This is a genomic window from Novosphingobium sp. TH158 (assembly GCF_002855555.1).
In the GTDB taxonomy this organism is placed as follows: domain Bacteria; phylum Pseudomonadota; class Alphaproteobacteria; order Sphingomonadales; family Sphingomonadaceae; genus Novosphingobium.
This window is the reverse complement of the sequence record NZ_PKRT01000001.1, coordinates 1-20,095: the sequence shown is the minus strand read 5'-3', so window position 1 is coordinate 20,095 and position 20,095 is coordinate 1. Positions and strand designations below refer to the sequence as shown.

The 20,095-nt window shown below is 61.6% G+C and carries 32 protein-coding genes and 1 tRNA gene; 9 read left to right on the top strand and 24 right to left on the bottom strand.

What is annotated here, in order from left to right; translation table 11 throughout:
• Nucleotide 1: 1 nt before the first annotated feature.
• The 23 genes from rplR to rpsL form a co-directional block, all read right to left on the bottom strand.
• Nucleotides 2-352: a 50S ribosomal protein L18 gene (gene rplR / locus C0V78_RS00165; protein WP_101795879.1), complete on the bottom strand. Its 351-nt coding sequence runs from the start codon at nucleotides 350-352 to the stop codon at nucleotides 2-4.
• Entirely contained in the window at nucleotides 352-885 is a 534-nt protein-coding gene (rplF, locus tag C0V78_RS00160; RefSeq protein ID WP_101795878.1) for a 50S ribosomal protein L6, read from the bottom strand. Before rplF ends, rplR begins: the two co-directional genes overlap by 1 nt.
• The gene (rpsH, locus tag C0V78_RS00155) at nucleotides 885-1,280 is read right to left on the bottom strand and encodes a 30S ribosomal protein S8 (protein WP_101795877.1); all 396 of its coding nucleotides are present in this window, start codon (nucleotides 1,278-1,280) and stop codon (nucleotides 885-887) included. The genes rplF and rpsH overlap by 1 nt, the downstream gene beginning before the upstream one ends.
• A 12-nt stretch (nucleotides 1,281-1,292) precedes the next feature.
• On the bottom strand, nucleotides 1,293-1,598 hold the full coding sequence (gene rpsN / locus C0V78_RS00150) for a 30S ribosomal protein S14 (RefSeq protein WP_101795876.1): 306 nt from the start codon (nucleotides 1,596-1,598) through the stop codon (nucleotides 1,293-1,295).
• Nucleotides 1,599-1,618: 20 nt separating this feature from the next.
• Nucleotides 1,619-2,200, bottom strand: a complete 582-nt coding sequence (gene rplE, locus C0V78_RS00145) for a 50S ribosomal protein L5 (protein WP_101795875.1) — start codon at nucleotides 2,198-2,200, stop codon at nucleotides 1,619-1,621.
• A complete protein-coding gene (rplX, locus tag C0V78_RS00140; RefSeq protein ID WP_101795874.1) occupies nucleotides 2,193-2,507 on the bottom strand; it encodes a 50S ribosomal protein L24 in 315 nt (104 codons plus the stop codon). Before rplX ends, rplE begins: the two co-directional genes overlap by 8 nt.
• Complete coding sequence (gene rplN, locus C0V78_RS00135; RefSeq protein ID WP_101795873.1) at nucleotides 2,507-2,875, bottom strand: 50S ribosomal protein L14; 369 nt, start codon at nucleotides 2,873-2,875, stop codon at nucleotides 2,507-2,509. The genes rplX and rplN overlap by 1 nt, the downstream gene beginning before the upstream one ends.
• Nucleotides 2,876-2,935: 60 nt before the next feature.
• Nucleotides 2,936-3,205, bottom strand: a complete 270-nt coding sequence (gene rpsQ, locus C0V78_RS00130) for a 30S ribosomal protein S17 (protein ID WP_101795872.1) — start codon at nucleotides 3,203-3,205, stop codon at nucleotides 2,936-2,938.
• Nucleotides 3,206-3,217: 12 nt separating this feature from the next.
• The gene (gene rpmC / locus C0V78_RS00125) at nucleotides 3,218-3,439 is read right to left on the bottom strand and encodes a 50S ribosomal protein L29 (protein ID WP_371514407.1); all 222 of its coding nucleotides are present in this window, start codon (nucleotides 3,437-3,439) and stop codon (nucleotides 3,218-3,220) included.
• Entirely contained in the window at nucleotides 3,436-3,870 is a 435-nt protein-coding gene (rplP, locus tag C0V78_RS00120; protein WP_101795871.1) for a 50S ribosomal protein L16, read from the bottom strand. Before rplP ends, rpmC begins: the two co-directional genes overlap by 4 nt.
• Before the next feature lie 3 nt (nucleotides 3,871-3,873).
• Nucleotides 3,874-4,584 carry a 30S ribosomal protein S3 gene (gene rpsC / locus C0V78_RS00115; RefSeq protein WP_101795870.1) on the bottom strand — a complete coding sequence of 237 codons (711 nt, stop codon included), beginning with the start codon at nucleotides 4,582-4,584 and terminating at the stop codon, nucleotides 3,874-3,876.
• Nucleotides 4,585-4,587: 3 nt separating this feature from the next.
• On the bottom strand, nucleotides 4,588-4,965 hold the full coding sequence (gene rplV / locus C0V78_RS00110) for a 50S ribosomal protein L22 (RefSeq protein WP_101795869.1): 378 nt from the start codon (nucleotides 4,963-4,965) through the stop codon (nucleotides 4,588-4,590).
• Entirely contained in the window at nucleotides 4,965-5,243 is a 279-nt protein-coding gene (gene rpsS / locus C0V78_RS00105) for a 30S ribosomal protein S19 (RefSeq protein WP_101795868.1), read from the bottom strand. Before rpsS ends, rplV begins: the two co-directional genes overlap by 1 nt.
• A 6-nt stretch (nucleotides 5,244-5,249) precedes the next feature.
• The gene (gene rplB, locus C0V78_RS00100; RefSeq protein WP_101795867.1) at nucleotides 5,250-6,086 is read right to left on the bottom strand and encodes a 50S ribosomal protein L2; all 837 of its coding nucleotides are present in this window, start codon (nucleotides 6,084-6,086) and stop codon (nucleotides 5,250-5,252) included.
• Between the two features lie 11 nt (nucleotides 6,087-6,097).
• Complete coding sequence (locus C0V78_RS00095; protein ID WP_101795866.1) at nucleotides 6,098-6,403, bottom strand: 50S ribosomal protein L23; 306 nt, start codon at nucleotides 6,401-6,403, stop codon at nucleotides 6,098-6,100.
• Entirely contained in the window at nucleotides 6,396-7,022 is a 627-nt protein-coding gene (gene rplD / locus C0V78_RS00090; protein ID WP_101795865.1) for a 50S ribosomal protein L4, read from the bottom strand. The genes C0V78_RS00095 and rplD overlap by 8 nt, the downstream gene beginning before the upstream one ends.
• A gap of 3 nt (nucleotides 7,023-7,025) precedes the next feature.
• On the bottom strand, nucleotides 7,026-7,781 hold the full coding sequence (gene rplC / locus C0V78_RS00085; protein WP_101795864.1) for a 50S ribosomal protein L3: 756 nt from the start codon (nucleotides 7,779-7,781) through the stop codon (nucleotides 7,026-7,028).
• 236 nt (nucleotides 7,782-8,017) lie between these two features.
• Nucleotides 8,018-8,329 carry a 30S ribosomal protein S10 gene (gene rpsJ / locus C0V78_RS00080; protein ID WP_101795863.1) on the bottom strand — a complete coding sequence of 104 codons (312 nt, stop codon included), beginning with the start codon at nucleotides 8,327-8,329 and terminating at the stop codon, nucleotides 8,018-8,020.
• Nucleotides 8,330-8,548: 219 nt separating this feature from the next.
• Complete coding sequence (locus C0V78_RS00075) at nucleotides 8,549-8,899, bottom strand: hypothetical protein (protein ID WP_101795862.1); 351 nt, start codon at nucleotides 8,897-8,899, stop codon at nucleotides 8,549-8,551.
• An 86-nt stretch (nucleotides 8,900-8,985) separates the two neighbouring features.
• Nucleotides 8,986-10,176, bottom strand: coding sequence for an elongation factor Tu (tuf, locus tag C0V78_RS00070; RefSeq protein ID WP_101795861.1), 1,191 nt, complete (start codon nucleotides 10,174-10,176; stop codon nucleotides 8,986-8,988).
• Between the two features lie 90 nt (nucleotides 10,177-10,266).
• Nucleotides 10,267-12,339: an elongation factor G gene (gene fusA, locus C0V78_RS00065; protein WP_101795860.1), complete on the bottom strand. Its 2,073-nt coding sequence runs from the start codon at nucleotides 12,337-12,339 to the stop codon at nucleotides 10,267-10,269.
• Nucleotides 12,340-12,417: 78 nt separating this feature from the next.
• Nucleotides 12,418-12,888 (bottom strand): 30S ribosomal protein S7, encoded by a 471-nt coding sequence (gene rpsG / locus C0V78_RS00060; RefSeq protein WP_101795859.1) that lies wholly within the window; start codon nucleotides 12,886-12,888, stop codon nucleotides 12,418-12,420.
• A 139-nt stretch (nucleotides 12,889-13,027) separates the two neighbouring features.
• Nucleotides 13,028-13,399, bottom strand: coding sequence for a 30S ribosomal protein S12 (gene rpsL / locus C0V78_RS00055; RefSeq protein WP_028639302.1), 372 nt, complete (start codon nucleotides 13,397-13,399; stop codon nucleotides 13,028-13,030).
• A 320-nt stretch (nucleotides 13,400-13,719) separates the two neighbouring features.
• Here rpsL and C0V78_RS14820 point away from each other — a divergent pair, with 320 nt between their 5' ends.
• The 6 genes from C0V78_RS14820 (at nucleotide 13,720) to C0V78_RS00025 (ending at nucleotide 17,436) form a co-directional block, all read left to right on the top strand.
• Complete coding sequence (locus tag C0V78_RS14820) at nucleotides 13,720-13,893, top strand: hypothetical protein (protein WP_158241441.1); 174 nt, start codon at nucleotides 13,720-13,722, stop codon at nucleotides 13,891-13,893.
• A 326-nt stretch (nucleotides 13,894-14,219) separates the two neighbouring features.
• Nucleotides 14,220-14,306, top strand: a tRNA-Leu gene (locus tag C0V78_RS00045).
• Nucleotides 14,307-14,473: 167 nt separating this feature from the next.
• Nucleotides 14,474-15,688: an integrase arm-type DNA-binding domain-containing protein gene (locus C0V78_RS00040; RefSeq protein WP_101795857.1), complete on the top strand. Its 1,215-nt coding sequence runs from the start codon at nucleotides 14,474-14,476 to the stop codon at nucleotides 15,686-15,688.
• Between the two features lie 89 nt (nucleotides 15,689-15,777).
• A complete protein-coding gene (locus C0V78_RS00035) occupies nucleotides 15,778-16,356 on the top strand; it encodes a site-specific integrase (protein WP_101795856.1) in 579 nt (192 codons plus the stop codon).
• Nucleotides 16,353-16,967, top strand: coding sequence for a hypothetical protein (locus C0V78_RS00030; protein WP_101795855.1), 615 nt, complete (start codon nucleotides 16,353-16,355; stop codon nucleotides 16,965-16,967). Before C0V78_RS00035 ends, C0V78_RS00030 begins: the two co-directional genes overlap by 4 nt.
• Before the next feature lie 91 nt (nucleotides 16,968-17,058).
• Nucleotides 17,059-17,436 carry a DUF3768 domain-containing protein gene (locus C0V78_RS00025; RefSeq protein WP_101798104.1) on the top strand — a complete coding sequence of 126 codons (378 nt, stop codon included), beginning with the start codon at nucleotides 17,059-17,061 and terminating at the stop codon, nucleotides 17,434-17,436.
• A 3-nt stretch (nucleotides 17,437-17,439) separates the two neighbouring features.
• Here C0V78_RS00025 and C0V78_RS00020 read toward each other — a convergent pair whose 3' ends face one another.
• Nucleotides 17,440-17,652: a helix-turn-helix domain-containing protein gene (locus C0V78_RS00020; protein WP_101795854.1), complete on the bottom strand. Its 213-nt coding sequence runs from the start codon at nucleotides 17,650-17,652 to the stop codon at nucleotides 17,440-17,442.
• 139 nt (nucleotides 17,653-17,791) lie between these two features.
• Here C0V78_RS00020 and C0V78_RS00015 point away from each other — a divergent pair, with 139 nt between their 5' ends.
• The 3 genes from C0V78_RS00015 to C0V78_RS00005 all read left to right on the top strand — a co-directional run.
• Complete coding sequence (locus tag C0V78_RS00015; protein ID WP_144039809.1) at nucleotides 17,792-18,433, top strand: hypothetical protein; 642 nt, start codon at nucleotides 17,792-17,794, stop codon at nucleotides 18,431-18,433.
• A gap of 97 nt (nucleotides 18,434-18,530) precedes the next feature.
• Nucleotides 18,531-19,502 (top strand): PD-(D/E)XK nuclease family protein, encoded by a 972-nt coding sequence (locus C0V78_RS00010; RefSeq protein WP_101795852.1) that lies wholly within the window; start codon nucleotides 18,531-18,533, stop codon nucleotides 19,500-19,502.
• Between the two features lie 55 nt (nucleotides 19,503-19,557).
• On the top strand, nucleotides 19,558-20,095 hold a 538-nt coding region (locus tag C0V78_RS00005), incomplete at its 3' end, for a transposase (protein ID WP_101795851.1).

The following is a 20,095-nucleotide window of genomic DNA, read 5'->3' as shown; positions in this document are numbered from 1 at the left end:
CTCAGAACTCCAGCCCGCCTTCACGCGCGGCATCGGCCAGCGCCTTGACGCGGCCATGGAAAAGGAAGCCGCCGCGATCGAACACGACGGTGGTGACGCCGGCCTTCTTGGCAGCGGCAGCAAGATCGGCACCGACCTTGGCAGCAGCCTCGACATTGGCGCCGGGACCCTTCGAACCCTTGGTAAGGGTGCTGGCCGAAGCCAGGGTCTTGCCAGCGGCATCGTCGATGATCTGGGCGTAGATGTGACGGCCCGAGCGGTGCACCGAAAGCCGCGGACGGCCACCGGCACGAGCCTTGAGGGCGGTGCGAACGCGCCGACGACGGCGCTCGAAGAGGGACAGCTTGGCCATTACTTCTTCTTCCCTTCCTTGCGGAAGATGTACTCGCCGCGGTACTTGATACCCTTGCCCTTGTAGGGTTCGGGCTTGCGCCAGCGACGGATCTCGGCCGCAACCTGGCCGACCTTCTGCTTGTCGATACCGGAGATCTCGACCGTGGTGTTGTCAGGCGTCTTGATCTCGATGCCTTCCGGCACGGCGAAATCGACGTCGTGGCTGTAGCCGAGCTGCAGCTTCAGGTTCTTGCCCTGAGCCGTTGCACGATAGCCGACACCGGTGATCTCGAGGACCTTGGTGTAACCCTGGGTCACACCGGTAACGAGATTGTCAACCAGCGTGCGCTGCATGCCCCAGAAGGCACGAGCCGACTTGCTGTCGTTCGCCGGCTGGACCGAGATGCTGCCGTCTTCGATCTTGTACGAGATCTCGTCGTGCAGGGTCAGGGTCAGGGTGCCCTTGGGCCCCTTCACGGAAAGGACGCCATCCGCGATGTCGGCGGTGACGCCGCTCGGGATAGCAACCGGACGTTTGCCAATGCGGCTCATCAGAACACCTCCGCCAGCACTTCGCCGCCGACGTTCTGGGCGCGTGCTTCGGCATCCGAAAGCACGCCGCGGGGCGTCGAGACGATGGTGATGCCAAGGCCATTGCGCACAACCGGGAGTTCCTTCGAACCCGAGTAGACGCGGCGGCCGGGCTTGGAGACACGAGCAACGTGCTTGATGGCGGGTTCGCCTTCGAAGTACTTCAGCTCGATGCGCAGCTGCGGGTGGGCGCCGGTGGCGTCCTCCGTATAGCCACGGATGTAGCCTTCGCGCTGCAGAACTTCGAGCACGCGGGCGCGCAGCTTCGAAGCCGGCGAAAGGACGGAGTCCTTCTTCGCACGCTGGCCGTTGCGGATGCGGGTGAGCAGGTCACCCAGGGGATCGGTCAATGCCATCGCTCGGATTCCTTACCAGCTCGACTTCGTCACGCCCGGGATCATGCCCTTGTTGGCAAGATCACGAAGCTCAACGCGGCAAAGGCCGAACTTGCGATAGTAGCCGCGCGGGCGGCCGGTGGTGACGCAACGGTTGCGAACGCGGGTTGGGTTCGCATTGCGCGGAAGCTCGGCCATCTTGAGGCGCGCGATGAGACGTTCGGTCTCATCCAGCGACTCGTCGTCAGCCTTGGCCTTGAGCGCGGCATACTTGGCCGCGAACTTGGCAACGAGCTTCTTGCGACGCTCGTTCTTGTTTACGGAACTCAGTTTCGCCATGGACTTAAGCTCTCTTTATCTCAGGCAGCCTGCTGCTGTTCAGCAGCATCCTGGGGGAACGGGAAGCCGAACAGGCGAAGCAGCTCGCGCGCTTCGTCGTCGGTCTTGGCAGTGGTGGTGACGATGATGTCCATGCCACGCACCTTGTCGATCTGATCGTAGCTGATCTCCGGGAAGATGATCTGCTCCTTCAGGCCCATGGCATAGTTGCCACGGCCGTCGAACGACTTCGGGTTGAGGCCACGGAAGTCGCGGATGCGGGGCATCGCAACGGTGATCAGGCGATCGAGGAATTCGTACATGCGTTCACGGCGCAGGGTAACCTTGCAGCCGATCGCCATGCCTTCACGCAGCTTGAACTGCGCGATCGACTTCTTGGCACGGGTGACGACAGCCTTCTGGCCGGCGATCTTTTCCATTTCCTCAACCGCAGTCGTAACCTTCTTGCGGTCCTGGGTGCCTTCGCCAACGCCCATGTTGAGCGTGATCTTTTCGATCTTCGGCACTTCAAGAGCGTTCTTGTAGCCGAACTTCTCGGTCATGGCCTTGGCGATCTGCTCATCATACTTCGTGCGCAGACGCGGGACGTACTTGTCAGCCATCGATCTTCTCCCCGGACTTGACGGCCACGCGGACCTTCTTGCCGTCCTTGGTTTCGAAACGGACGCGGCTGGCCTTGCCGTCCACGGCGATACCGACCTTGCTGATCGCCATCGGCGCTTCGCGGCGCTCGATACCGCCCTGCGGGTTGAGCTGCGTCGGCTTGCGGTGACGGGTGATCACGTTCGCACCCGAAACGACGACCTTGCCGTCCTTCGGCAGGACCTGGAGCACGGTGCCGACATGGCCCTTGCTCTTGCCCGAGCGGACGACAACCTGGTCACCCTTCTTGATCTTCGCGCCAGCCATTACAGCACCTCCGGAGCGAGCGAAATGATCTTCATGAAGCCCTTGGCGCGCAGTTCGCGGACCACGGGGCCGAAGATACGGGTGCCGATCGGCTCTTCGTTCTTGCCGACGAGCACGGCGGCGTTGCTGTCGAAGCGGATCACCGAACCGTCGGGACGACGGACGTCCTTGCGGGTGCGGACGATCACGGCACGGTGTACGTCGCCCTTCTTCACCTTGGTGCGCGGCTGCGCTTCCTTCACCGACACCACGATGATGTCGCCGACGCCTGCGGTACGACGCTTAGAGCCACCCAGCACCTTGATGCACTGGACGCGCTTCGCGCCGCTGTTGTCCGCGACGTCGAGGTTGGATTGCATCTGGATCATTGATCCGGTTCCTTCTCAACGGCTTGCCGAAACCAGTCCGGCAGTTCCAAAAGTTTTGACTTAGACGTCGGCTTCGACGGCAGCGGTCTTGCCCGCGGTCACGCGCTCGATCACCTTCCAGGTCTTCAACTTGGAGATGGGAGCGGTTTCCTCGATGCGGACGACTTCGCCGGCCTTGAAGGCGTTGTCTTCATCGTGCGCGTGGTACTTCTTCGAGCGGCGGATGATCTTCCCGTAAAGCGGGTGCTTTTCCTTGCGCTCAACCTTGACCACGACGGTCTTGTCGGTCTTGTCGGAGACGACGGTGCCGATCAGAATACGCTTGGGCATACGTCTGGCTCCTTACTTGGCCACGCGGGCGCGTTCGCCCTGCAGCGTCTTGATGCGGGCGATGTCGCGACGCACTTCCTTGATGCGCGCCGGACGCTCGAGCTGGTTCGTTGCAGCCTGGAAGCGCAGGTTGAAGGCCTCGCGCTTCAGGTCATGCAGCTGTTCGCCCAGCTGGTCGTCGGTCTTGGTCCGCAGGTCCTCGACGCGATTGGTCTTGTTCTTGGCGGCCATCATTCGGCTCCCAGGTGCGTGGTGTCACCCAGACGGGCAACGACCTTGGTCTTGATCGGCAGCTTCATCGCAGCGCGGCTGAAGGCTTCGGCGGCCAGCGGGCCGGCAACGCCGTCGAGCTCGAACAGGATGCGACCCGGTTTCACGCGGGCGGCCCAGTATTCGATCGAGCCCTTGCCCTTGCCCTGACGGACTTCGGCAGGCTTCTTCGAAACCGGAACGTCCGGGAACACGCGGATCCACAGGCGTCCCTGACGCTTGATGTGGCGCGTGATCGCGCGGCGAGCCGCTTCGATCTGGCGAGCGGTGATACGCTCCGGCTCGAGGGCCTTGAGGCCGTAGGAGCCGAAGTTCAGCTCGGTGCCGCCCTTGGCGTTGCCGTGAATACGGCCCTTGAACGCCTTGCGGAACTTCATTTTCTTCGGTTGCAGCATGACTTAGTTCCTGCGGTCTTCACGCGCCGGACGGACGCCAGAGGTCTGGGCTTCCATCATCAGGCGGTCCTGCGCCATGGGATCGTGGCCAAGGATTTCACCCTTGAAGATCCAGGTCTTGATGCCGATGATGCCATAGGCGGTCAGCGCTTCGGCTTCGGCATAGTCGATGTTGGCGCGAAGCGTGTGCAGCGGCACGCGGCCTTCACGGTACCATTCGACGCGGGCGATTTCCGCACCGCCGAGACGTCCACCGCACGTGATCTTGATGCCTTCGGCGCCAAGACGGAGAGCGGACTGCACGGCGCGCTTCATCGCACGGCGGAAAGCCACGCGGCGGATCAGCTGGTCGGCAATGCCCTGGGCGACGAGCTTGGCATCGATTTCCGGCTTGCGGATCTCGACGATGTTCAGCTTGACGTCGCCGTCGGTCATCTTGGCAAGCTGCGAGCGCAGCTTTTCGATGTCCGCACCCTTCTTGCCGATGATGACGCCCGGACGGGCGGCATAGATCGACACGCGGCAGGTCTTGGCCGGACGCTCGATCACCACCTTCGAGATCGCTGCCTGCGGCAGGGTCTCGACGATGAACTTGCGCATCTTGAGGTCTTCCTCAAGCAGCTTGCCGTAGTTCTTGCCCTCGGCGTACCAGCGGCTGTCCCAGGTCCGGTTGATCTGGAGGCGCAGGCCGATCGGGTTGCTCTTATGACCCATGGATCAGGCCTCCTCGACTTGGCGGACCACGATCCGCAGCCGGCTGAACGGCTTGAGGATGCGGGTCGACTTGCCGCGACCACGGGTGTGGAAGCGCTTCATGGTGATCGACTTGCCGACCGAGGCTTCCGCCACGACGAGCGCGTCGACATCCAGGTTGTGGTTGTTTTCCGCGTTGGCGATCGCCGAAGCGAGAACCTTGCGGGCATCAACCGCCATCGCCTTCTTCGAGAAGGCGAGGATGTTCATGGCCTCTTCGGCCTTCTTGCCGCGGATCAGACCGGCAACGAGGTTCAGCTTCTGGGCCGAGCCGCGGATCTGCGTGCCGACCGAGAGTGCCTCGTTGTCGCCAACGCGGCGGGGGGCTTTCTGCTTGCTCATCAGCGCTTGCCCTTCTTGTCAGCGGCGTGACCCGGGAAGCTGCGCGTGGGCGCAAACTCGCCAAGCTTGTGGCCGACCATCTCTTCCGAGACGGAAACGGGGATGAACTTGTGGCCGTTGTAGACGTTGAACGTCAGGCCGACGAACTGCGGCAGGATCGTCGAACGCCGCGACCAGGTCTTGATCGGACCGGCGCGCGAGCCAGCATCCTGCGCGGCTTCCGCCTTCTTCAGCAGGTGCAGGTCGACGAAGGGGCCCTTCCAGACGGAACGTGCCATGGTCGATTACCTCTTCTTCTTCGCGTGGCGCGAACGGATGATCATGCCATCGGTGCGCTTGTTGTGGCGGGTACGGGCACCCTTGGTCGGCTTGCCCCACGGGGTAACCGGATGACGGCCACCCGAGGTGCGGCCTTCACCACCACCGTGCGGGTGGTCGACCGGGTTCTTGGCGACACCGCGGGTCAGCGGGCGGATGCCCTTCCAGCGGTTGCGACCGGCCTTGGCGAGGTGCTGGTTCTGGTTGTCGGGGTTCGAAACCGCGCCAACCGTGCCCATGCAATCGCCGCGCAGGTAGCGCTGCTCGCCCGAGTTCAGGCGGACGATGACCATGCCGCGGTCACGACCGACGACCTGGACGTAGGTGCCTGCCGAACGGGCGATCTGGCCGCCCTTGCCAGGCTTCATCTCCACGTTGTGGCAGATGGTGCCAACCGGCATCTGGCTGAGCAGCATCGCGTTGCCCGGCTTAACGTCGGTCTTTTCACCGGCCACCACCGTGTCGCCTGCGGCGAGACGCTGCGGCGCGATGATGTAGGCCTGTTCGCCGTCCTCATACTTGATGAGCGCGATGAACGCCGTACGGTTCGGGTCGTATTCCAGGCGTTCGACGGTAGCCGGAGCATCCCACTTGCGACGCTTGAAGTCGATGTAGCGGTACTTCTGCTTGTGACCGCCGGCGATACCGCGCGAGGTAACGTGGCCCTTGTTGTTACGGCCACCGGTCTTGCGCTTGCCTTCGGTGAGAGCCTTGACCGGCTTGCCCTTCCACAGCGACGACTTGTCGACGAGGATCAGGCCGCGCCGGGCGGGGCTGGTCGGGTTGTAGTTCTTGAGTGCCATTGTCCGCGCCCTCAGATACCGGAGGTCACGTCGATCGACTGGCCTTCAGCCAGGCGAACAACGGCCTTCTTGAAATCCGAACGGCGATAGGGCTTGCCCTTCCACCGCTTCGTCTTGCCCTTCTGGGTCAGCGTGTTCACGCCCACCACCTTCACGTCGAAGAGAGCTTCGACGGCCGCCTTGATCTGCGGCTTGGTCGCGCTGTCGGCGACCTTGAAGACGACAGCGTTAGCTTCGCTGAGCAGCGTCGACTTTTCGGTGATGTGGGGACCCACGATCACGTCATAGTGACGCGTATCGATTGCTGCCTTAGCCATTGAAACGCGCCTCCAGCTTTTCGACCGCGGCGCGCGTCAGCACCAGCGTATCATGCTTCAGGATGTCGTAGACATTGGCGCCGACAGCGGGGAGCACGTTGACCCCAACGAGGTTGCGGGTGGCGCGGGCGAAGCCCTCGTTCACCTGCTCGCCATCGACGACCAGCACCTTCTTGCCCCAGTTCGCCTTGGCGAGCTGAGCGGCAATGGCCTTGGTCTTGGCATCCTTGATGTCCAGCGTGTCGACCACGACGAGACCGCCCTGGGCTTTCGACGAGAGCGCCATCTTCAGACCGAGCGCACGGATCTTCTTGTTCAGCGAGATGTTGAACTCGCGAACGCGGGGACCGTGAGCCTTGCCGCCACCGATGAAGATCGGTGCCTTGCGGTCACCGTGACGGGCGGTACCGCCGCCCTTCTGGCGACCGAACTTCTTGCCGGTACGGGCAACGTCCGAACGCTCGCGGGCGCCACGGGCAATGCCGCGACGGTTTTCGAGCTGCCAGGTGACAACGCGGTGGAGGATGTCGGCGCGCGGTTCGAGACCGAAAACGGCGTCGTTGAGTTCGATGTCGCCCTTGCCGGCGCTACCATCGAGGTTGGAAAGCTTCACCTTCACGACTTAGCCCTCCTGGCCTTCACCGGCTTCCGGAGCTTCAACCACCTCGGCGGGGGTTTCGGCGGGAGCCTGGTTATTGTTGGCGGCGCTCTTAAGGCCGGCCGGATAGGGCGCTTCGGCGTGGCGCGAGACCTTCACCGAATCCTTGACGGTCAGCCAGGCGTTCTTGGAACCCGGGACCGAACCCTTGACGAAAATGAGACCGCGCTCGTCATCCACGCGGACGACTTCGAGGTTCTGCTGGGTGCGCTGGCGATCGCCCATGTGACCGGCCATCTTCTTGTTCTTGAAGACGCGGCCCGGATCCTGGCGGTTACCCGTCGAACCGTGAGCACGGTGGCTGATCGACACGCCGTGCGTGGCACGCATACCGCCGAAGCCCCAGCGCTTCATGGCGCCGGCGAAGCCCTTGCCCTGCGTGTGGCCGGCAACATCGACCAGCTGGCCCGGCACGAAGTGCGAGGCAGCGATCGTCGAACCGACTTCGAGCAGAGCGTCGTCCGCGACGCGGAATTCGACCACTTCGGCCTTCAGGGGCACCTGCGCCTTGGCGAAGTGCTCGCGCTGCGGCTTGGCAACGTTCTTCTGCTTGGCTTCACCTGCGCCCAGCTGAACGGCGACGTAACCGTCGCGGTCAGCGGTGCGAACCGAAACCACCTGGCAATTTTCCAGCGACAGGACGGTAACCGGCACGTGCCGTCCGTCGTCCTGGAAAAGGCGGGTCATCCCCACCTTCCTTGCGATCACGCCTGTGCGCATGATCCATTCTCCTACAGAGGCCTGTGAGGACCATCCCCACAGGCATGCTCAGCCCAAGATGTGATACGAGCCCCGTCCGGGCTGAATGCCCCTTCCCTGAAGAAGGAGCTAGACGGGGGACGCATTCCCGGAGCAAGCCCCGGAGGTATCCCTATGTCCGCGCAGGCCTTGGCCTGCGAAACCGGCCGAAGCCGGAAGGAAAGTGGCCCGAAGGCCGAAACTTGCGCCGAGCGGCCTTAGGCCAGCTTGATCTCGACGTTTACGCCAGCGGCCAGGTCGAGCTTCATCAGCGCGTCCACGGTGGTGGCGTTGGGCTGCACGATGTCGAGCAGCCGCTTGTAGGTGCGAACTTCGAACTGCTCACGCGACTTCTTGTCGATGTGCGGTCCGCGGTTGACGCAGAACTTTTCGATTCTCGTCGGCAGAGGAATGGGGCCCCGGATCAGCGCGCCGGTGCGGCGGGCGGTATCCGCAATTTCGCCGGTCGCCTGGTCAAGCACGCGGTGATCGAATGCCTTGAGACGAATGCGAATATTCTGAGCTTCCATTGTGTCCTACCGATGAGAAAGAGCAAAGGGGCATGGCGCCCCGACTGAATTCGAGCCGCGCCCCTACACGGGGGTCGGGATTCGCGCAAGCCCCTTTTCGTGCGGAATTTCGCGGTTCCCGGTGGGCTGGTCCCTTCCCGCACCCTTGCGCAAGATAATAACGCTGACCAAGCCGTTCACGAAACAGAACACCTGCCGCCCTGCAGGCGCTACGTCGCCTCAGCGCTGCTTCTTCTTGCCCAGCGCTGCGTTGAAGTCCGGGTCCTTGTTGGCAACCCAGCTGATGAACTTCTCCACGCGCGGCTCGAGCCGCAGCAGGCTGGCGTCAAGGCCATAGCGCTGCAGCTCGGAGTTGGTGAAGGTGGTGATCAGCATGTTCTGGCAGATCGGGTGCATCGGCACGGTTTCGCGCCCGCCGCGGCTCTTGGGCACGGGATGGTGCCAGATCACCGTTTCGCCGCAGGGCCTTTCGCACAGCCAGCAATCGGGCGGCGGTGGAGCCTCGGCGGCATCGTCGTCCTCGCGCCAGAGGTCCTCGCGAGGTCCATGTTTCGAATACTTGCGGGCCATCACTCCCCTTCCCTTCGCAAAGAAAAAGCCCGGCCTCCTCTCGGAAGCCGGGCCTTTCTTGTCTCGGTTGCCCGAGGATCAGCGAATTACTTCGTGATCTTCGAAACGACGCCCGAACCGACGGTGCGGCCACCTTCGCGGATAGCGAAGCGGAGACCTTCGTCCATGGCGATCGGAGCGATCAGCTTGACCGACAGGGCAATGTTGTCGCCCGGCATGACCATTTCGGTGCCTTCGGGAAGGATCACTTCGCCGGTCACGTCGGTGGTGCGGAAGTAGAACTGCGGACGGTAGTTGGCGAAGAACGGCGTGTGACGGCCACCTTCATCCTTCGACAGCACGTAGACTTCGGCGGCGAATTCGGTGTGCGGCGTGACCGAACCGGGCTTGGCCAGAACCTGGCCGCGCTCGACGTCTTCACGCTTCAGACCACGAACCAGCGCGCCGATGTTGTCGCCGGCTTCACCCTGGTCGAGCAGCTTGCGGAACATTTCGACGCCGGTGACCACGGTCTTCTGGGTGTCCTTGAGGCCGACGACTTCGACTTCGTCGCCAACCTTGACGATACCGGTTTCGACGCGGCCGGTGACAACCGTACCACGACCCGAGATCGAGAACACGTCTTCGACCGGCATCAGGAACGGCTTGTCGGTCGGACGCGGCGGCTGCGGGATCGCGGTGTCGACAGCGTTCATCAGGGCGACGATCGAGTTCTTGCCGATTTCCTCGTCACGACCTTCGAGAGCGGCCAGAGCCGAACCCGGGATCACGGGGATGCTGTCGCCGTCGAAGCCGTAGCTCGAGAGCAGTTCGCGGATTTCGAGTTCGACGAGCTCGAGGATTTCCGGATCGTCGACCTGGTCGACCTTGTTCATGTACACGACCAGAGCCGGCACGCCGACCTGGCGGGCGAGCAGGATGTGTTCGCGGGTCTGCGGCATCGGGCCGTCAGCGGCGTTCACCACGAGGATGGCGCCGTCCATCTGCGCCGCACCCGTGATCATGTTCTTCACGTAGTCAGCGTGACCCGGGCAGTCGACGTGCGCATAGTGACGCGCAGCGGTTTCGTATTCGACGTGAGCGGTCGAAATGGTGATGCCGCGCTCGCGCTCTTCCGGAGCCTTGTCGATGTTGGCGAAGTCAACAGCTTCGCCGCCGTTGATTTCGGCCATGATCTTGGTGATCGCAGCGGTCAGCGTGGTCTTGCCATGGTCAACGTGACCGATGGTGCCGATGTTGCAGTGCGGCTTGTTCCGCTCGAATTTTGCCTTCGCCATTGTCTCAAACCTTCTTTCGCTAAAAATGAATCTGCGGGGTTTGGACGGCGCCCGCTGAATCAGGCGCCGCCGTTAGTATCATCCGTTCCGTTATGCAAGCTTCGCCTTGAGTTCGGTCGCGACATTGGCCGGGACCTCGTCATAGTGCGAGAACTGCATGCTGTACTGGGCGCGGCCCTGGGTGAACGAGCGCAGCTGGTTCACGTAGCCGAACATGTTTGCCAGCGGCACCATGGCTTCAACCGCCTGGGCATTGCCGCGGCTGTCGGTGCCCTGGATCTGGCCACGACGGCTGTTGAGGTCGCCGATGACGTCACCGAGGTAATCGTCAGGGGTCACGACCTCGACCTTCATGATAGGCTCGAGCACCTTGATGCCCGACTTCTGGGCTACTTCGCGCATTGCACCGCGGCCGGCGATTTCGAACGCCAGGGCGCTCGAGTCGACGTCGTGGTAGGCACCGTCGTAAAGCAGGATTTCGAAGTCGATGATCGGGAAGCCGATGAGGCTGCCGGTCTCGGCCGTTTCGCGCATGCCCTTTTCGATCGCGGGGATGTATTCCTTCGGAATGTTACCGCCCTTGATCTCGTCCTTGAAGACGATGCCCGAACCGCGTTCGCCCGGCGTGACCTTGACCTTCACGCGACCGAACTGACCCGTACCACCCGACTGCTTCTTGTGGGTGTAATCGATGTCCACCGGCTTCGCGAGGTATTCGCGATAGGCCACCTGCGGCGCACCGACGTTCGCTTCCACCTTGAACTCGCGCTTCATGCGGTCAACGATGATGTCGAGGTGCAGTTCGCCCATGCCCTTGATGATGGTCTGGCCCGATTCGTGATCGGTCGAGACGCGGAACGAAGGATCCTCGGCAGACAGGCGATGGAGCGCAACGCCCATCTTTTCCTGGTCGGCCTTGGTCTTCGGTTCGACCGACAGCTCGATGACCGGCTCGGGGAATTCCATGCGTTCGAGAACGATCGGCGTCTTTTCGACGCAGAGCGTATCGCCCGTGGTGGTTTCCTTCATGCCGGCAAGCGCCACGATGTCGCCCGCATAGGCTTCTTCGATGTCCTTGCGGTCGTTGGCGTGCATTTCGAGGATGCGGCCGACCTTTTCCTTCTTGCCCTTCACCGAGTTCAGGTAGGTGCCCTTGCTGAGCGTACCCGAGTAGATGCGGATGAAGGTGAGGCTGCCGACGAACGGGTCGTTCATGACCTTGAAGGCAAGCGCGCTGAACGGAGCTTCGTCGCTCGCGGGACGGCTGTCCTTCTCGTCGCTGTCGACCTTGACGCCCTGGACGTCAGGAATGTCGAGAGGCGAAGGCAGGAAGTCGACCACGGCGTCAAGCAGGGTCTGGACGCCCTTGTTCTTGAACGCCGAGCCGCACAGCACCGGCACGAACGACTGGTTGAGCGTGCCCTTGCGGATCAGCGCCTTGAGCTGGGCGGCGTCGGGCAGGTTGCCTTCGAGATAGGCTTCCATCGCCTCGTCGTCCTGCTCGACGGCAAGCTCGATCAGCTTTTCGCGGTATTCGGCGGCCTTGTCGGCCATGTCAGCCGGGATTTCCTCGTAGAAGAACTCGGCGCCAAGGCTCTCGTCCTTCCAGATGATCGCGCGCTCGTTGACCAGGTCGACGAGGCCTTTGAAATCGGCTTCGGCGCCGATCGGCAGGTAAAGCACCGCCGGCTTGGCACCGAGACGGTCGATGATCGTCTGGACGCAGTAGTAGAAGTTCGCGCCGGTACGGTCGAGCTTGTTGATGAAGCACATGCGCGGAACGCCGTACTTGTCAGCCTGGCGCCACACCGTTTCCGACTGCGGCTCAACGCCGGCAACGCCGTCGAAAGCAGCAACGGCACCGTCGAGCACGCGCAGCGAACGTTCGACTTCGATGGTGAAGTCGACGTGGCCGGGGGTGTCGATGATGTTCAGGCGGTGATCGTTCCAGAAGCAGGTCGTCGCGGCCGACGTGATCGTGATGCCGCGTTCCTGTTCCTGTTCCATCCAGTCCATCGTGGCGGCGCCGTCATGGACTTCGCCGATCTTGTAGGACTTGCCGGTGTAATAGAGGATGCGCTCGGTCGTCGTGGTCTTGCCAGCGTCGATGTGCGCCATAATACCGAAGTTCCGGTATTTTTCGAGCGGATGGCTGCGTGCCATTGTCTGTGTTTCCTTGCGTGGGGGCGGATCGCTTTGCGCCGACCCGCCCTTGGGTCAGTTCTGTGACAGCCGGATGACTTACCAGCGGTAGTGGCTGAACGCGCGGTTGGCGTCGGCCATGCGATGGGTGTCTTCGCGCTTCTTCACCGCGTTGCCGCGGTTGTTGGCGGCATCCAGCAGCTCGCCCGAAAGGCGGGCAGCCATGGTGGTCTCGCTGCGGTTGCGCGCAGCGGTGATCAGCCAGCGGATGGCCAGCGCCTGGGCGCGCTCGGGGCGAACCTCGACGGGGACCTGGTAAGTCGCACCACCAACGCGGCGGCTGCGGACTTCGATCTGCGGCTTCACGTTGTTCAGGGCATCGTGGAACAGCTGGACCGGATCGGCCTTGGCCTTGGTCTCCATGGTGTCGAGGGCACCGTAAACGATGCTTTCGGCAACCGACTTCTTACCATCGAGCATGAGGTTGTTCATGAACTTCGACAGGACCTGATCACCGAACTTCGGATCAGGCAGGATTTCCCGCTTCTCGGGACGACGACGACGTGACATCTTGTTTAACTCCTTCGGAGTGCGGAAAGCCTATCCAGGCTTTCCTTGCGGCTCCGGCCCATTCGCGTTTCCAGGTTTGACAAAAATGCGAAGATTTCTGTCGGGCCCGGCCACCCGTCAGGTTCAGCCGCGTGAAACCTTACTTCGGACGCTTGGCGCCGTACTTCGAGCGGCTCTGCTTGCGGTCCTTGACACCCTGGGTGTCGAGCACGCCGCGCAGCACGTGATAGCGCACGCCGGGAAGGTCGCGCACACGGCCGCCGCGGATCAGCACCACCGAGTGCTCCTGCAGGTTGTGGCCTTCACCCGGAATGTACGAAATCACTTCGCGCGAGTTCGTCAGGCGGATCTTGGCAACCTTGCGAAGCGCCGAGTTCGGCTTCTTCGGGGTCGTGGTGTAAACGCGGGTGCAAACGCCACGCTTCTGCGGGTTCTGCTCCATCGCAGGGACCTTGCTCTTGGCCTTCTGCGGAACGCGGCCCTTGCGGACCAGCTGGTTGATAGTGGGCATGAAGTACTCTTCACCTTGGTTCTTGGCCGTGCCGAAAAGGTGAAGGGAATGCGGAACCCGCGAATGCGAAATGGGCGCGGGCGAAAACCCCGCCGATCACATCACGAGCCGAAAACGCTCCACCCGGTCGAAAGGGCCGGGTTACTTTGACGGTTTAGGCCCGGATGGACTCGCCCCGCCAATGTTCAGCTCAACCGGACGCCACGCATGACGCCTCGGAAGCGCGCGCCCTTAGGGCCATTCGTCGCAAGGGTCAAGCTTTGCCGCAACCTTACGCGCCCAGGCGCACTTTGCAGCCTTCCACCAGAAGGAGAATGGTCATGGCCATGCAGAAGAACAAGGGCAAGTCCGGCAATACGAAGGCCGGCAAGGAAGCGAACGGCAGCTCGGGCGATAATGCCGCCCGCCAGTCGGCAAAGTCGGAAAGCCCGAATCGCTCCGGCGCGCGCGACCGGGAAGGCCGCAAGGGCGGATCGCAGGAGAATCGCCTGTGACCGACCGGAACCGCAAGCGCGGCGAATTGCCGCCCGATCGCCGGCACGAGGCCGCCCCGCCGTCCCCTGCCCCGCGCAGCAACCAGGATAGCAAGGACGACGGACGCGGTCGCGACGCAAGCCGCACCGGCAGCGACAGCAATCGGCATTGATGCCCGGTCTGGCGGGCGGCGCAGCGGTTTTCCTCCCCTGTCCCGCCCGCCCGCCTATCAGGCGGCGGCGTGAAAATCCGCAAGCAACCCGACAAACCCCGGTTGACACCCCGCGCCCCCCCGGCTAGTGGCGCGCTCCTACCCGGCGGACGGCGCTTCGGCCCTCCGCTCCGTGCCCAGATGGCGGAATTGGTAGACGCACCGTCTTCAGGTGGCGGCGCTGGCAACGGCGTGGAGGTTCGAGTCCTCTTCTGGGCACCATTTACCGCTCCGCGCATGTTCGCCGGAGCTTGAAAAAACCGCAGAAATCCGCTAAAAACAGAGCTACGGCAACCGCCGTGGTTCGCTTCCGTTCGCCATCAGTCGCGACGTTTTGGGGGCCAGGGTGGTGGCCACGCAAAATCCTAGCAGGAAGTGGCCCCCACACGATGGCATTGACAGACATTTCGATTCGCGCGCTGGTTCATGGCAATAAGCCGATCAAAAAAGCGGACGAGAAAGGCCTGTTCCTGCTCTTGCAACCGTCCGGCGGAAAACTGTGGCGCTTCAAGTACCGCTTCAACGGCAAGGAAAAGAAGCTCGGCCTAGGGCGCTATCCTGACGTGTCACTCAAAGAGGCCCGCAGGCGGCGCGATGAAGCGCGCCAAACGCTCGCCATGGGCACTGATCCAGGCGAGGAGAAAAAACAGGTCGCACTCGCCGCAGCGCTCAATGCTTCTAATTCATTCGAAGCGGTCGGAAACGAGTATCTCGAGAAAATGTCGCGCGATAAGCGCGAAGCGGTAACGATCAACAAGTCGAAGTGGCTCTTGTCGCTAATGATCCCAGCCATTGGTCACCGCCCTATCGCCGATCTAACTCCCGCCGAGCTGCTCAAGGCGTTTCAAGCGATCGAGGCCAAGGGCCACCTAGAAACTGCGCGTCGGATGCGATCCCTCGCCAGCCGAGTTTTCCGATATGCTGTTGCGACCTCACGCGCATCATCGGATCCAACGGCGCTACTTCGCGGCGCGCTAGCTTCGCCCAAGGTCAAACATCACAGCGCAATCATCGAACCAAAAGCTGTCGGGCAACTGCTTAATGCGATTGAAGAATTCACTGGCTACCCGCTGACAGCGCTGGCGTTGAAGCTGACGCCACACGTGTTCGTTAGGCCAGGCGAACTGCGCCGTGCCGAATGGACTGAATTCGATTTGGATGCGGCGACCTGGACGATACCGGCCGAAAAAATGAAAATGCGTCAGCCGCACGTTGTGCCCTTGTCGCGTCAGGCTGTCGCAATCCTAAAGAGCGCTCAGGTGCTCAGCTCGCGTCAGAAGTACGTGTTTTCGTCCCTCCATACCGGACTGCGGCCAATGTCCGAAAACACGATCAATGCCGCGCTTCGACGCCTTGGCTATTCGAATTCCGATATGACCGCACATGGATTCCGAGCGATGGCTTCAACACTCTTGAACGAAAGCGGCAAATGGAACCCGGACGCCATTGAGCGCGCTCTTGCTCATGACACGAGCAATTCCGTGCGCGGCACCTATCATAGAGGGCAGCATTGGGATGAGCGCGTGAGGATGGCGCAGTGGTGGTCAGACCATCTCGACGAGCTTAAAATTCAGGCTTCCGCACATTCGTCTAAAATACTGTAATTTAGACCTAATTTGACAATTCATGAAAAATCCGCTACACTTGCTGCGCAGCGCGCGTTTGCGCTGCTTTCAGCTAACATGGTGGATTCATGGCAACGTCAGCACGGGTGCTGGCGCCTGGCGACGTGCAGCGAATGCTGTTTCACGTCGGCGAATGGCGCGCAGCAGAACGCAATTCCGTAATCATTCTTCTGAGTTTCCAAGCCGGCCTCCGGGCCTGCGAAATAGCGGGCTTGGAATGGCCGATGCTGGCCACAACCCGTGGCCGGATCGGTAATCAGATAGCGATAAGCGGCAGCATCGCCAAAAACGGTCGACAACGTACCATTCCGCTTCACCCGCAGCTCGTGCTGGCTTTGCGCGGTCTGCACAGGGCGGAAGGCCGACCGACGAGCGGCCCGGTAATCCGCTCGCTGCGCGGCGGGCACATGACTCCGCGCTCGATCGTGAACTGGTTCGCACAGCTTTATGACGAGCTCGGCTATGAAGGCTGCTCATCGCACTCAGGCCGGCGCACGTTCATCACACGCTCTGCCCGGCTGATCTTCAGGGCGGGCGGATCGCTCAAAGACATCCAGGAGCTGGCCGGGCATTCGTGCCTGACCACGACCGAGCGTTACATCGAAGGAGACCGGGAGGCACAGCGCAAGCTGATACGCCTGCTGTGATTACCCTGAAGCGCTTCCGCCGGATCGAGGCGGTGATGCGGGCAGCTGGCTATGGCCACATCATCGAATGGTCGGAAGCGATTCCGAAGCCAGCCAATGCCGACGCATTCGCAGAGCAGGCTGTCTATGTAATCTGCAATTCGGGCATGATGAACCGAGTGGCTGAGCCGATCTTCAATCGCTGCATGGTGGCGCTGCGCCAAGGGCTGTCCTCAACGACTGTCTACGGCCATCCCGGCAAGGCAACGGCCATTGACCGGATCTGGGCTGAGCGGGAAAAACTGTTCGCTTCATACCTGACCGAAGCGGACAAAATCGCGTTCCTACGCAGCCTGCCTTGGGTTGGTGACATCACCAGCTTTCACTTAGCCAAGAACTTGGGGGCGGATGTTGCCAAGCCGGACGTTCACATGGAACGCTTGGCACGCCGGGATCGGACTGACACGCACAGGTTATGCGCCCGTCTCTCCCGCCAGACCGGATACCGCATCGCCACTATCGATACCGTGCTGTGGCGGGCCTGCGCGGACGGCCTGCTCGATTCCACGGCCTACGAGGCCCGTGGCTGGAAAGCCGGATTTAAACCCAAGCGGTTCCTAAGCCGCATCTGATCAGCGCCATGAGCGGCGCGCCACACGTCTAGCCGCTCCTCGCGGCGCGACACCCCCTGAAAATTGCCAAACTCAAACGAAAGGAATGCACATGCAGATCCAGCAACAGGAAACGTGCGCCCGGGTTCCGCGGGCTGAAGCCATTGCCCAGCTTAACGATGCGCTGCGACGCGGCGACCGCAGCGCGATCGGCGCCAAGGGCGGAAGGTACTTAATCACCCAGGGCGTCGAAGCCTTGCCGGGCTATGATGCGGGCGAGCTGGCTGCGGCGCTGGCCAGCTATGATGGCTTCGATCCCGACAACGATCCGCACGGCGAACGCGACTTTGGGGACTTCGCCCTGTTCGGCGCGGATATGTTTTGGAAGATCGACTACTACGATCAGACGATGACTTACGGTTCGGACGACCCGGCCGACCCTGCCAAAACCACCCGCGTGCTGACGGTCATGTTGACCAGCGAGTACTGAAAGTCAGTTGATGGGCCGCAGCAGGTCCGCAGGGGCAACATCGAGCGCCGCCGCAATCTGGCCCAACACCTTCACGGTTGGATTGCGGCGACCGCGTTCGATCCCGCCAATGTAAGTCAGGTCAAGCTGAGCATCGAGCGCCAACTGCTCCTGCGTCAGCTGCTTACCAGCCCGCAGCCTCCGCACATTCGCAGCAACGATCTCGTTCCATTCCATCACCGGACTGGACCGGCACCGGCCTGATTACTCTAGGGACTATAGTCATTATTCGTGAAGTGCTCTAGGGCTGACTGCGAAAGAGGCGATGGCCAGTAGAGCGCGCTATTCCAGCAACTTAGATCACCGGAGAACAGGAATGACCAAGAATTCTCGCTTAGCAAATTTTCGATCACTTAGCAGCACTGCCGCCACAGCCTTCGGACTCGTCCTGCTCGTCACCGCCTGCAAGTCAGAGGCTCAGGGAGGCAAAGCGCAGGCAACTGGTTGGGTGTTGGTGAAGCGCAGTCCGGCAGAAGTTTCGCGCAACGACGGTAAGTGCGTTGTAGAGATCGGGTCGTTTCGCGGTCCGGATGGAAACGTGAAACTGAGTGCGTTCCGAGGTCGAGACATCGGCGGCTTCACAATTGACTGGGGAACCCCAATTGATTTCCGCGGCATCCCGCGCATTGTCGCGCTGACAATAGGCCTAGAGCAATTCCCCGCGAACATCGACTACTCGGAGGACCCGTCCGCTACCGCGCTTCATGTGATCAACACGAACGGGTTCTGGATCAGCCGTTACATGAAGGGCGCGAGCACCATCCGTATCGAAAGCAAAGGATTTGGGCATCCGCTGGTCTTTAATGCGGGCGATATGACCAAAGCAGGCGTTGCCCTCGATGAATGCGGAGAGGCTATAGATGCGGAAGCAAAAGCGAGCGTAGCTAGGCAGCGGGAGAAAATAAACGCCGACATCTGGGGCGAGGATAAGAGCCAACGGCCGCCCTTCGCTCAATAGCACGCTCTCGAAGCATCGAGCATCTTTTGGAAAACTCCATCCAGGCGGAGAATCAAAGTGGTGCGTGGATGGCACGATCTGAGCTATTCTCAGTCAGATGATGCCGATCAGCGCCTCGATGCTATACAATCTGGTCCAATGCCCCAAACGAGTGGCATTGGACCTTTTCGGCGATCCTTCCATCCGCGACGAAGTTAGCTCTTTCGTCCAACTCCTGTGGGAGCAAGGTGCCGCCTATGAACAGAAGGTCATGGCATCAGGTGCCCATCAGGCGCTCGATCTAAGTGCCTTTGAAGGCCAAGAGAAAGAGAGATTGACCCTTGAAGCGATGAAGCGCGGCGAGGCGCTTATTTATGCCGGCCGTATCAGCGCCGATGACCTGGTCGGAATTCCCGATCTTTTGCGCAAGGTAGTCGGTGGCTACGTACCAATCGACATCAAGTCCGGCACTGGCAAAGAAGGCGGCGGCGATGACGACGACGAAAAGCCGAAACTGCCATATGCTGTTCAGCTATGCCTTTACGTCGATGTGCTCGAACGGCTTGGATATTCGGCCGGACGACAGGCCTGGATTTACGACGTACGCGGTGAAGAGGTACTCTACGACCTTGACGCGCCGCGCGGCCCGAAGGGCAAACAGACCATCTGGGAAGAGTACCTTGACCGACTGACCGAGGCTCGGCGGATTGTCGCAAGCGGAGGACTGTGCCGTGGCGCGCTGTCCGCCAAATGCAAAGAGTGCCATTGGCGTAGTGCCTGCTCGATGGAACTCAAGTCGAGTGACGACCTGACCCTAATTCCGCAACTCGGCCGGGCGTTGCGCGATGTCATGGTTGATACCATCGGCAGCGTTGGAGAATTTGCCCTATGTGATCCTGAGGCTTTCGTAGTTGGCAAGAAAACCGTCTTTAGTGGGATCGGCCCCGACCGGTTACGAAAATTCCATTTGCGCGCGCGCCTTCTCACCGACCCGGATGCTCAGCCGATGCTGACAGGCGTGGTGTCTTTGCCCCGCTCCGAGGTTGAGCTTTTCTTCGATATCGAGGTCGATACAATGCGCGTGACGTGACCCCCTGATTTTCCTCCACGAGCGATTAGAGTCTGGCCTGAAGGAAGGACAGACGATGAAGCGTGCAAGGTTTTCAGAAGAGCAGATTATCGGGGTGCTGAAGGAGGCGGAGGCGGGCGCGAAGACCGCTGATCTAGCCCGGCGTCACGGTGTATCGGAAGCGACGATCTATAACTGGAAGGCCAAGTATGGCGGGTTGGAGGTGTCCGAGGCCCGGCGTTTGCGGGAGCTTGAGGGCGTGATGATCAACCGCAAGAAGACCCAGCGGCTCTATAAGGAGGAAGGTCTGGCGGTGAGGCGGCGGCGCAGCCGCAGGCGTGCTGTCGGGACCAGAGCACCTGCTCCGGTGCTGGCACTGCCGAACCAGCGCTGGAGCTTGGACTTCGTCCATGATCAGATGGCTTCTGGCAGACGGTTCCGGGTCCTCAACGTGGTCGATGACGTGACTAGGGAGTGCCTGGCGGCGGTACCGGATACCTCGATCTCGGGGCACCGTGTCGTGCGTGAGCTGACCCAGTTGATCGCCCAGCGGGGCAAGCCGGGCATGATCGTTAGCGATAATGGCACCGAACTCACCAGCAATGCCGTGCTCG

What these genes read in the sequence shown, in the direction of transcription:
- C0V78_RS00075 (WP_101795862.1), bottom strand. Translation starts at nt 8,899, where the DNA reads ATGGCCCGCAAGTATTCGAAACATGGACCTCGCGAGGACCTCTGGCGC.
- C0V78_RS00020 (WP_101795854.1), bottom strand. Translation starts at nt 17,652, where the DNA reads ATGGAATGGAACGAGATCGTTGCTGCGAATGTGCGGAGGCTGCGGGCT.
- rplC (WP_101795864.1), bottom strand. Translation starts at nt 7,781, where the DNA reads ATGCGCACAGGCGTGATCGCAAGGAAGGTGGGGATGACCCGCCTTTTC.
- rplP (WP_101795871.1), bottom strand. Translation starts at nt 3,870, where the DNA reads ATGCTGCAACCGAAGAAAATGAAGTTCCGCAAGGCGTTCAAGGGCCGT.
- fusA (WP_101795860.1), bottom strand. Translation starts at nt 12,339, where the DNA reads ATGGCACGCAGCCATCCGCTCGAAAAATACCGGAACTTCGGTATTATG.
- rpsL (WP_028639302.1), bottom strand. Translation starts at nt 13,399, where the DNA reads ATGCCCACTATCAACCAGCTGGTCCGCAAGGGCCGCGTTCCGCAGAAG.
- C0V78_RS00035 (WP_101795856.1), top strand. Translation starts at nt 15,778, where the DNA reads ATGGCAACGTCAGCACGGGTGCTGGCGCCTGGCGACGTGCAGCGAATG.
- rpsJ (WP_101795863.1), bottom strand. Translation starts at nt 8,329, where the DNA reads ATGGAAGCTCAGAATATTCGCATTCGTCTCAAGGCATTCGATCACCGC.
- rpsQ (WP_101795872.1), bottom strand. Translation starts at nt 3,205, where the DNA reads ATGCCCAAGCGTATTCTGATCGGCACCGTCGTCTCCGACAAGACCGAC.
- C0V78_RS00040 (WP_101795857.1), top strand. Translation starts at nt 14,474, where the DNA reads ATGGCATTGACAGACATTTCGATTCGCGCGCTGGTTCATGGCAATAAG.
- rplE (WP_101795875.1), bottom strand. Translation starts at nt 2,200, where the DNA reads ATGGCTGACAAGTACGTCCCGCGTCTGCGCACGAAGTATGATGAGCAG.
- C0V78_RS00015 (WP_144039809.1), top strand. Translation starts at nt 17,792, where the DNA reads ATGACCAAGAATTCTCGCTTAGCAAATTTTCGATCACTTAGCAGCACT.
- rpsG (WP_101795859.1), bottom strand. Translation starts at nt 12,888, where the DNA reads ATGTCACGTCGTCGTCGTCCCGAGAAGCGGGAAATCCTGCCTGATCCG.
- rpsN (WP_101795876.1), bottom strand. Translation starts at nt 1,598, where the DNA reads ATGGCGAAACTGAGTTCCGTAAACAAGAACGAGCGTCGCAAGAAGCTC.
- C0V78_RS14820 (WP_158241441.1), top strand. Translation starts at nt 13,720, where the DNA reads ATGGCCATGCAGAAGAACAAGGGCAAGTCCGGCAATACGAAGGCCGGC.
- rplR (WP_101795879.1), bottom strand. Translation starts at nt 352, where the DNA reads ATGGCCAAGCTGTCCCTCTTCGAGCGCCGTCGTCGGCGCGTTCGCACC.
- rplX (WP_101795874.1), bottom strand. Translation starts at nt 2,507, where the DNA reads ATGGCTGGCGCGAAGATCAAGAAGGGTGACCAGGTTGTCGTCCGCTCG.
- rpmC (WP_371514407.1), bottom strand. Translation starts at nt 3,439, where the DNA reads ATGATGGCCGCCAAGAACAAGACCAATCGCGTCGAGGACCTGCGGACC.
- tuf (WP_101795861.1), bottom strand. Translation starts at nt 10,176, where the DNA reads ATGGCGAAGGCAAAATTCGAGCGGAACAAGCCGCACTGCAACATCGGC.
- rplN (WP_101795873.1), bottom strand. Translation starts at nt 2,875, where the DNA reads ATGATCCAGATGCAATCCAACCTCGACGTCGCGGACAACAGCGGCGCG.
- rpsS (WP_101795868.1), bottom strand. Translation starts at nt 5,243, where the DNA reads ATGGCACGTTCCGTCTGGAAGGGCCCCTTCGTCGACCTGCACCTGCTG.
- rplB (WP_101795867.1), bottom strand. Translation starts at nt 6,086, where the DNA reads ATGGCACTCAAGAACTACAACCCGACCAGCCCCGCCCGGCGCGGCCTG.
- rplF (WP_101795878.1), bottom strand. Translation starts at nt 885, where the DNA reads ATGAGCCGCATTGGCAAACGTCCGGTTGCTATCCCGAGCGGCGTCACC.
- rpsH (WP_101795877.1), bottom strand. Translation starts at nt 1,280, where the DNA reads ATGGCATTGACCGATCCCCTGGGTGACCTGCTCACCCGCATCCGCAAC.
- rplV (WP_101795869.1), bottom strand. Translation starts at nt 4,965, where the DNA reads ATGAGCAAGCAGAAAGCCCCCCGCCGCGTTGGCGACAACGAGGCACTC.
- rpsC (WP_101795870.1), bottom strand. Translation starts at nt 4,584, where the DNA reads ATGGGTCATAAGAGCAACCCGATCGGCCTGCGCCTCCAGATCAACCGG.
- C0V78_RS00010 (WP_101795852.1), top strand. Translation starts at nt 18,531, where the DNA reads ATGATGCCGATCAGCGCCTCGATGCTATACAATCTGGTCCAATGCCCC.
- C0V78_RS00025 (WP_101798104.1), top strand. Translation starts at nt 17,059, where the DNA reads ATGCAGATCCAGCAACAGGAAACGTGCGCCCGGGTTCCGCGGGCTGAA.
- C0V78_RS00095 (WP_101795866.1), bottom strand. Translation starts at nt 6,403, where the DNA reads ATGGCTAAGGCAGCAATCGATACGCGTCACTATGACGTGATCGTGGGT.